Here is a 10,361-nt window from a genome sequence, read left to right on the forward strand (position 1 = left end):
GCGGCGGGGGAGTTGGGTTGCCCGGAGTACTGGGTGCGGCATGTCCGTGAGGCCGTGCGGTTCGCCGACGGCATCCGCAGCCTCGCCGACAACAAGGTCAGCCGATTCCTCGAACTCGGCCCCGACGGCACCTTGACCGCGATGGCGAGGCTCTGCCTGCCGGAGACGGACGGTGTCCTGATCTCCGCGTTGCGCAAGGACCGTCCCGAGACCCACAGCCTCATCACCGCGGTCAGCGAGTTGCATGTGACCGGGCACTCCCCGGACTGGTCCGCCCTTCTGCCCGTTGGCCGCAGGGTCGATCTGCCCACCTATGCCTTCCAGCGTCAGCGCTACTGGCTCGATCCCGTGGCCGGATCCGGCCCGGTCGAGAGTGACGACCTGTTCGCCGTCGAGTGGATGGAATCGCCCGCGCCGGGCGGCGCGGGCGACGGTGCCCGCCCCGAAAAGGACCGCACCGTCGCCGTCCTCGGTGCCGACTCCGATGCTCTCGCCTCGGCTCTTGGCGCTGGTTCCTTTGCCGACCTGGCCTCGCTCACGGCCGCCCTGGACGCCGGAACGGCCGTGCCGGGCCTGGTGTTCGTCCCCTTGCGGCCGGACCGGGACCCCGACCCGGCCGGTCCGCACACAGCGGTCCACGACTCGACGGCCGCGGCGCTGGCTCTGCTGCGTACATGGCTGGCCGATGAGCGCCTCACCGCCTCGCGTCTCGTCCTCCTCACCCGGGGAGCCGTCGCGACCGAAAGCGGCGCTACCGTCCATGACCTCGCCGGTGCCGCGGTCTGGGGACTGGTGCGCTCCGCCCAGTCCGAGAACCCCGACCGGTTCATCCTGCTCGACATGCCCCACGGCGACGGCGAGGGGGCCCATGGGTTCGACCGGGTCGCCGAGGCGGTCCGCTCGGGCGAGCCCCAAATAGCCATCCGCGCCGGTCGGGCCCACGTTCCGCAGCTCGTCCGGCATACCGCCACCGCGAACAGCGTCGGCCTCGCCTTCGACCCCGAGCGCACGGTCCTCGTCACCGGAGCGAGCGGCACTCTGGGCGCGTCCGTCGCCCGCCATCTGGTCGCCGGCCACGGCGTGCGGCACCTGGTGCTCGCCAGCAGACGGGGCTGCGACGCTCCGGGCGCGGCCGAACTGAGCAAAGAACTGGCGGAGATGGGAGCGGACGTCACCATTGCCGCGTGCGACGCCGCCGACCGCGACGCGCTGGCCGCCCTGCTTGCCTCCGTCCCCGACGAGCATCCGCTGGGGGCCGTGGTCCACGCGGCCGGAGTGCTGGACGACGGGGTGGTCTCCTCGCTCACCCCGGAGCGCCTGGCCGCCGTACTGCGGCCCAAGGTCGACGCGGCCGTTCACCTGGACGACCTCACCCGCCACTTGGACCTGTCCGCGTTCGTGCTGTTCTCCTCCGCGGCCTCCGGCTTCGGTGGCCCCGGCCAGGGCAACTACGCGGCCGCCAACGCCTTCCTCGAAGCCCTGGCGCAGAGCCGAAGGACCGAGGGCCGCAACACGCTCGCCCTCGGTTGGGGCCTGTGGGCCGAGCACAGCGAGATGACCACCGGTCTGGACGAGTCCGACCGAAGCCGGATGGCCCGCGGCGGGATCGGCTCGCTGCCCACGGCGCAGGCCCTGGCGCTGCTGGACCGGAGCCTGGCACAGGACCGGGCGGTGCTCCTGCCCATGCGTCTTGACCTGAGAGCCGCCCGCTCGACCGGCACACACGTCCCGCCCCTGCTGAGGGACCGGACCACGGCACCGGCCGAGCCGACCGCGGTCGCCGCGCGGGCCGACGACGCTGTGCTGCGTACGCTCGCCGCCCTGCCGCGCAATGAGCGGCACGCGTCGGTGCTCCGGCTTCTGCGCACCGAGATCGCCACCGTGCTGGGGCATGGTTCGGGGGCGCCCGCGGCCGATCCCCACCGGGCCTTCCGTGATCTCGGGTTCGACTCGCTGACCGCCCTGGAACTGCGCAACGCCCTTGAACGCAGGACCGGGCTGCACCTGGCGCCGACACTGGCCTTCGACCACCCGACGCCGTCGGCGCTCGCGGAGCACCTGACGGACGAACTGCTGGGCACCGCGGACCGCGCCGAGTCCGACGCGGCCACCGCGGTGGCGGTCGGTGAGCCCATCGCCATCATCGGTATGGGCTGCCGGCTCCCCGGTGGAGCGAACACCCCCGAGCAGCTGTGGGAGCTGCTGGCCGCCGGTCACGACGGGCTGGTGGACTTCCCCGGCGACCGGGGCTGGGACACCGGGGCGCTCTACCATCCCGACCCCGACCACGAGGGCACGAGCTACACCAGGACCGGTGGCTTCCTCACCGGCGTCGACGGCTTCGACGCCGCCTTCTTCGAAGTGTCGCCGCGCGAGGCGCTGGCGATGGACCCGCAGCAGCGGCTGTTGCTGGAGGTGTGCTGGGAGGCCGTCGAACGCGCCGGTCTCGACCCCCGCTCGCTGCGAGGCACCCCCACCGGTGTCTTCGCCGGCACCAATGGGCAGGACTACACCACGCTCCTGCGGACCGCCGCGGAGAACGTCGACGGCTACCTCGGCACCGGCAACGCGGCCAGTGTCATCTCCGGCCGGATCGCCTACACCCTGGGCCTGGAGGGCCCGGCGGTGACGGTGGACACCGCCTGCTCCTCCTCGCTCGTCGCCCTGCACCAGGCCGTCCGCGCACTGCGGTCCGGTGAATGCTCCCTTGCTCTGGCGGGCGGCGTCACGGTGATGTCCACCCCTGCGGCGTTCCTTGAGTTCAGCCGCCAGCGCGGGCTGTCGCCCGACGGGCGCTGCAAGGCCTTCTCCGACGACGCCGACGGCACCGGCTGGGGAGAGGGCGCGGGCGTCCTGCTGGTGGAACGTCTGTCGGACGCGCGCCGCAATGGCCACCCCGTGCTGGCTCTCGTCCGCGGCACCGCAGTGAACTCCGACGGCGCCAGCAACGGCCTCACCGCGCCCAATGGCCCCTCACAGCAGCGGGTCATCCGCCAAGCACTCCACGACGCGAGGCTGTCCGCCGCCGACATCGACGCCGTGGAGGGGCACGGCACCGGCACCCGGCTCGGCGATCCGATCGAAGCGCAGGCGCTGCTGGCCACCTATGGTCAGGGGCGGGACCCGAAGCGGCCCCTCTGGCTGGGTTCGGTGAAGTCGAACCTCGGCCACACGCAGGCCGCGGCCGGAGTGGCCGGTGTCATCAAAATGGTGATGGCCCTGCGGAACGGCCTCCTTCCGCGCACCCTGCATGTCACCGAGCCGTCCTCGCACATCGACTGGTCGGCAGCGGCCGTCCGGCTGCTCACCGACCCCGTTCCGTGGTCGCAGCCGGATGAGGAGCGTCCACGCCGAGCGGCGGTGTCCTCCTTCGGCTTCAGCGGGACCAACGCCCATGTCGTCCTTGAACAGCCACCGGGCACCGGGGGCGAGCCGGGACCGCAGCCGGAATCGCAGCCGGGCCCCGACATCGCCGACGGCCCCGCGGTCCCCATCGTCTGGCCGCTGTCGGCTCGCACCCGCGAAGCACTGCGGGCACAGGCCGGGAATCTGCTGACCCACGCCGTCCACCACGAGGATCTGTCCCCGGCCGACATCGGCCACTCGCTGGCGACCGCCCGATCGGCCTTTGAACACCGGGTCGTCGTCTTCGGGAACTCCCGGGACGAACTGCTCTCCCGGCTCGGTGCCCTTGCCTGCGGACAGACCGCCCCGGACGACGTACGGGCCACCGCCCGCAGCGGAAGGACCGCCTTCCTGTTCACCGGCCAGGGCGCCCAGCGTGCCGGTATGGGCAGGGAACTCCATGCCGCGTACCCGGCGTTCGCCGATGCCTTCGACGAGGTGTGCGAGCACTTCACCCTGAAACGGCCCCTGCGCGATGTGGTGTTCGGCGACGACGAGCTGCTGCACCGCACCGACTGGGCTCAGCCGGCCCTGTTCGCCACCGAAGTGGCGCTCCACCGGCTCTCCCGCTCGGCGGGTCTGCGCCCCGACTGTCTGCTGGGGCACTCCATCGGCGGCATCGCGGCCGCGCACGCCGCGGGAGTGCTGTCGCTGGCGGACGCCTGCCGACTCGTGGCCGCGCGGGGACGGCTCATGCAGGCACTGCCGGCCGGTGGCGCCATGGTCGCGGTACGGGCGTCCCTGGACGAGGTGCAGCCGCTGATCGACGGCCGTGAGCACGAGGTGGGCATCGCGGCGGTCAACGGCCCGCGCTCCGTTGTCGTGTCCGGTGAGCAGGACGCCACCCTCGAGATCGCCGCCCGGATCGAAGCGATCGGCCGCAGAACCAAGCGCCTGCGGGTCAGCCACGCCTTCCACTCCCCGCTGATGGAACCCATGCTCGACGAGTTCCGTGAGGTGGCCGAAAGCCTCACCTACCACGAGCCCCGCACCCTGGTGGTCTCCGAGGTCACCGGTTCGATCGCCTCCGCCGCGCAGCTGTGCTCACCGGAGTACTGGGTCGGCCACGTGCGCCGGCCCGTCCGGTTCCACGAGGCAGTGCGCGAGCTCCAACGGCAGGGCGTCACCCGGTTCGTGGAGATCGGACCCGACGGCACCCTCACCGTCATGGCGGGGGACTGCCTGTCCGGTGACCCCGGCGACGCCGCCGCCATCGCGCTGCTCCGTGGCGGCCGAAGCGAGTGCGATTCGCTGATCGCCGGGCTGGCACGTGCGTACACCCATGGAGCCGACGTCGAGTGGACCGCCCTGACCCGACGTGGCTCCCGGCGGGGCGCGGTGGTGGACCTTCCCACCTACCCGTTCCAACGGCAGCGCCACTGGCCGACCCCCGCCGCAAGCACCGCCGCGGATCTGGCGTCCGCGGGTCTGGACGACGCCGGTCATCCACTGCTGGGCGCCGCCCTCGAACTCGCCGACACGGACGGCAGCCTGTTCACCAGCAGGCTCTCCGTCCAGGACCAGCCGTGGCTGGCGGACCACGCGCTGTCCGGCACGGTCGTCTTCCCCGGCACGGGCTTCCTGGACCTGGCGGTGCTGGCCGGAGACCGGGTCGGCTGCGGAAGGGTGGAGGAGCTCACCCTGGTCAGCCCTTTGATCCTGCCCGAACGCGGAGCAGTGACCCTCCAACTCCAGGTCGGCGCACCGGACTCGACGGGCCGTCGCCCACTCACGGCGCATTCACGTGATGCCGGCGCGAAGCCGGGCCGGGCCTGGGTTCTGCACGCCGAAGGGCTCCTGGTCGCCGACGGCGGACCGGAACCCGACGACACGGACTCGTCCTCGCTCGCACCCTGGCCGCCCTTGGGAGCCGTCGAGCTCCCCGTGCGGGATGTGTACGAGCGCCTGAGCGCCGGGGGCTTCGACTACGGCCCGTGGTTCCAGGGCCTGCGTGCCGCCTGGCGGCAGGACGACCAGGTGTACGCCGAAGTGGCCCTGCCCGAGCAGGCGCGCGCCGAAGCCGCACGGTTCGGCCTGCACCCCGCGCTGCTCGACGCCGCCCTGCACGCGAGCGCGTTCCTGCCCCTTCCGGACGCCGAAATGGGGCGCCTGCCGTTCTCCTGGCGAGGAGTCACCCTGCATGCCTGCGGAGCCACCGCACTGCGGGTGAGGCTTGACCAGCGCGGCTCCGACTCGATCGCGCTCGATGTCACGGACACCGCCGGACGACCGGTGGCGTCGGTCGGCTCCCTCACGCTCAGGGAGGTCACGGCCGGCCAACTCCGTTCGAAGCGGAGCGCAGGAGACGGTGATCTGTTCCGCCTCGGCTGGCAGACCGCTCCGGCATCGTCCGGCAGGGCGGCAGCGGGCACGGCAGCGACCTCGGCCGTGCTCGCGGACACGGACGGTTCGGTGCTCGCCGCCCATCTGGCCAACGCGGGCGCACCGGTGGAGACCACCGTCGGCGCCGACCTGGCCGCCCTCACCCAGCACATGGACGAGATCCCGGCCAATGTCCTGGTGGCGGTCCCGAGTTCGGCCGGCGACCCCGCCACCGCGGCGCACCACACGGCCCAGCACGTCCTGGCACTGATACAGGACTGGCTCGCCGAACGGCGGTTCGACTGCTCTCGGCTGGTCTTCGTCACCTCTTCCGCCATGCCGCACGATCCGGGTACGAACGATCCGGGCGCGGCCTCCGCCTGGGGGCTGGTGCGTTCGGCGCAGTCCGAGCACCCCGGCCGCTTCGTCCTCGTGGACACCGATGGCACCCAAGCCTCCTGTGCCGCGCTGTCCGAGGCCCTCGTCGGCGAAGAGCCTCAACTGGCCCTGCGCGACGGGGCCGTGCATGTGCCCCGCGTCGCTCGGATCGAGCCCGGCGGCGTGCTGGCCACTCCCGCCGACAGTCCGGCCGCGTGGCGCTTGGACATCGTGGAGAAGGGCACTTTGGAGGGCTTGGCGCTGACGGCCTGCCCCGAGGCGACGCGGGCCCTGGCCGCCGGTCAGGTACGGGTGTCGGTGCGTGCGGCCGGTGTGAACTTCCGCGATGTGCTCAACACGCTCGGCATGTATCCGGGCGAGGCCCGGGACTTCGGCCTCGAGGGTGCGGGCGTCGTCACCGAGGTCGGTCCGGATGTGGTCGCAGTGGCCGTCGGCGACCGGGTGATGGGGCTCTTCCCAGGGGCCTATGGTCCGGTGGCGGTTGCCGACGCGCGCACGGTCGTGCGGATCCCGGCGGGCTGGTCGTTCGCTCAGGCCGCGTCGGTGCCGGTCGTATTCCTGACCGCGTACTACGCCCTGACCGACCTCGCCGGTGTGCGCCCCGGGGAGTCGGTGCTGGTCCACGCGGCGGCCGGTGGTGTGGGTATGGCCGCCGTGCAGCTGGCACGTCATTTGGGCGCGGAGGTCTTCGGGACCGCGAGCCGGGCCAAATGGCCGACTCTGCACGCGTCGGGACTGGACAGCGCGCATGTGGCCTCGTCACGGGATCTGGATTTCGAGGATGCCTTTCTGGCAGCGACTCAAGGTGGTGGTGTGGATGTGGTACTGGATTCGTTGGTGGGCGCGTTTGTCGACGCATCGCTCCGGCTGTTGCCGCGCGGGGGCCGGTTCCTGGAAATGGGAAAGGCCGACATCCGCGATCCCGAGGCGGTAGCGGCGCGGTATCCGGATGTGCGCTATCAGGCGTTCGACCTCATCGAGGCGGGACCCGAGCGGATCGGCGAGATGCTGGCGGCGCTGGTGGGGTTGTTCGAAGCCGGCGTGCTGAAGCCACTGCCGGTGACCGTGTGGGACGTACGCAGTGCTCCGGAGGCATTCCGTCATCTGAGTCAGGCCAAGCACGTCGGCAAGGTGGTGCTGACCGTTCCCGTCACGCTCGATGCGGACGGCACGGTACTGATCACGGGCGGTACCGGCGGTCTGGGCGCGCTGGTCGCCCGGCATCTGGTGACCGAACACGGCATCCGGCACCTCACGTTGGTCAGTCGGCGTGGCCCGCGGGCGCCGGGGGCGAAGGACCTGGTCGCGGAACTGGCGGGGCTGGGGGCCGAGGCCACCGTCGAGGCGTGTGACGTCGCGGACCGGGAGGCGGTGGAACGGCTGCTGTCCTCCGTTCCGGCGCGGCACCCCTTGACCGCGGTCGTCCACACCGCCGGCACGCTGGACGACACGGTCGTGGAGTCGCTGACCCCCGACCGGCTCGCCGCGGTCCTGCGTCCCAAGGTGGACGCCGCGGTGAACCTCCACGAGCTGACCCGCGATCTGGACCTGGCAGCGTTTGTGGCCTTCTCCTCGACCGCCGGTGTGCTCGGCGCCCCCGGTCAGGGCAACTACGCGGCCGCCAATGCCTTCCTGGACGGCCTCGCGGACCATCGGCGCGGTCTGGGCCTGCCGTCGGTCTCCCTGGCCTGGGGACCCTGGTCCCAGGCGACCGGAATGACCAGCCGCCTGACCGGGCTGGACATCCGCAGGATGGCCCGCGCCGGCCTGCCCCCGCTCTCCCCGGAAGAGGGCCTGGCCCTCCTCGACGCCGCCCTGGCGCGGCCCGAGGCGGTACTGGTCCCGATGTCCGTCGACGACCGGCGACTGGGCGTCGATGGGCCGGTGCCGCCACTGCTGCGCGGTCTGGTGCGCACCCGGGCACGCCGGTCGGCCGGAGCCGAGGCAGCCGCCACGGGCAGTGCGGTGGACCTCTCCCGGCAGCTTGCCTCGATGAGCCCCGGCGACCGCGGGCGCAGGCTCCTGAATGCGGTCTGCGACCAGGTCGCCGCTGTGCTGGGTCATGGCTCGGCGGCCCAGGTCGATGCCGATCAGTCGTTCAAGGAACTCGGCTTCGACTCGCTGACCGCCGTCGAACTGCGCAACCGGCTCAACGGCGCACTGGGCTGCCTGCTGCCCGCCACGCTGGTGTTCGACTACCCGACCCCGTCCGCCCTGGTCGACCACCTGGGCACGGCGCTGTTCTCCGACACGGACCCGGCCGCGCCGGAGGAGCCCGACGAGGCGGCGATCCGAAAGCTGCTGACATCGATCCCCGTCACCCGGTTCCGGGACTCCGGACTGCTGGACGCCATGCTCAAGCTGGTCCCCGGCCCGGACGACGAGCCGCGACCGGACGGCGAGCCGGGGGCGCCCGACGACATGGACACCGACGTCATGGGCGCCGACGCCACGGACGCCGACGACATCGGCAGCATGGATGTCCACGACTTGGTGCGGATGGCATTGGGCACCGCAGACAGCTGAGCGTTCCCCGTCCCGTAGTACCGACGATGCCTCGACGAAGTCGTGAAGTGTGGAGCTGAGCATGGACGCGTCCGCGGAAAAGGTTGTCGAAGCTCTCCGCGCCTCGCTGCGGGAGAACGAGCGGCTGCGCAAGGAGAACCAGCAACTGCTGGAGGTCGCCGCCGAACCGGTGGCCATCGTCGCGATGAGCTGCCGCTTCCCCGGTGGTGTCAGTAGTCCCGAGGACTTCTGGCAACTGCTGGACGAGGGCTCGGACGCCCTGACCGAGTTCCCCACGGACCGCGGCTGGGATCTCGACGCCCTGCGCGGGGCGTCCGGGGCCACGAGCGGAGGCAGCAGCACCTCGCAGGGCGGTTTCGTCCACGGCGCCGACCGCTTCGACGCGGACTTCTTCGGAATCTCGCCGCGTGAGGCGTTGGCGATGGACCCGCAGCAACGGCTGCTGCTCGAAGTGTCCTGGGAGGTCGTCGAGCGGGCGGGCATCGCCCCGCACAGCCTGCGCGGCAGCAGGACCGGAGTTTTCGTCGGCTGCAGCAACCAGGAGTACGGCTCGGGGCTGCGTGAGGTGCCCGAGGGCGTCGAGGGCCACATTCTCACCGGCAACACCGGTAGCGTCGTCTCCGGCCGGGTCGCCTACACCCTGGGCCTCGAGGGCCCCGCGGTGACGGTGGACACCGCCTGTTCGTCGTCGCTGGTGGCCCTGCATCTGGCCTGCCAGGCGCTGCGTGCGCGGGAGTGCTCGCTGGCGCTCGCCGGCGGTGTCGCCGTGATGTCCACTCCGGGTGCCTTCGTGGAGTTCAGCCGCCAGGGCGGCATGGCGGCCGATGGCCGCTGCAAGCCGTTCGCGGATCGCGCCGACGGCACGGGGTGGGGCGAGGGTGCCGGGCTCGTGCTGCTGGAGCGGCTCTCGGACGCTCGGCGCCTCGGGCACACGGTTCTGGCGGTGATCCGCGGCAGCGCGGTGAACCAGGATGGCGCCTCGAACGGCCTGACGGCGCCGAACGGTCCCTCACAGCAGCGGGTGATCCGGCAGGCGCTGGCGGGTGCGGGGCTTTCCGCGTCGGATGTGGACGCGGTGGAGGCGCACGGCACGGGCACCAGGCTGGGCGACCCCATCGAGGCGCAGGCGCTGCTGGCGACCTATGGGCAGGGACGGGAGCCGGGGCAGCCGCTGTGGCTGGGGTCGGTGAAGTCGAACATCGGTCACACCCAGGCGGCGGCCGGTGCGGCAGGCTTGATCAAGATGGTGCTCGCGATGCGGCACGGAGTGCTGCCGCGGACCCTGCACGTGGATGCTCCGTCCTCGCACGTGGACTGGTCGTCGGGTGAGGTCCAGTTGCTCACCGAGCGCCGCGAGTGGCCGAGGAACGGCCGTCCGCGGCGGGCGGGAGTGTCCTCCTTCGGCATCAGCGGCACCAATGCGCACACCATCTTGGAGGAAGCGCCTGCCACCGATGGTCTTGAGGCCCTCGCCGGAACCAGGTCCGCTGAACCGTCCGCGATTGTGGCTTGGCCGGTGTCGGGTCGTGGTGGTGGGGCGTTGCGGGAGCAGGCGGGTCGGTTGTTGGGGTGTGTGCGGGGGCGGGTGGGTCTGGATCCGTGGGATGTGGGTGCTTCGTTGGTGGTGGGGCGTTCGGTGTTTGAGCATCGTGCGGTGGTTCTGGGTTCGGATCTGGGTGGGTTGTGCGGTGGGTTGGCGGAGTTGGCTG

At 71.9% G+C, this 10,361-nt stretch carries 2 protein-coding genes; both read left to right on the plus strand.

The genetic code is table 11. From position 1 onward, the window contains the following. Positions 1-8,652: SDR family NAD(P)-dependent oxidoreductase (locus IEY86_RS35005; protein WP_444545861.1), on the plus strand; the 8,652-nt coding region annotated here is incomplete at its 5' end. Between the two features lie 61 nt (positions 8,653-8,713). Next, positions 8,714-10,361, plus strand: a 1,648-nt coding sequence (locus IEY86_RS35010) for a type I polyketide synthase (protein WP_229699047.1), incomplete at its 3' end; no start/stop codon positions are given.

It is taken from the genome of Wenjunlia tyrosinilytica, from assembly GCF_014646055.1.
Classification (GTDB): domain Bacteria; phylum Actinomycetota; class Actinomycetes; order Streptomycetales; family Streptomycetaceae; genus Wenjunlia; species Wenjunlia tyrosinilytica.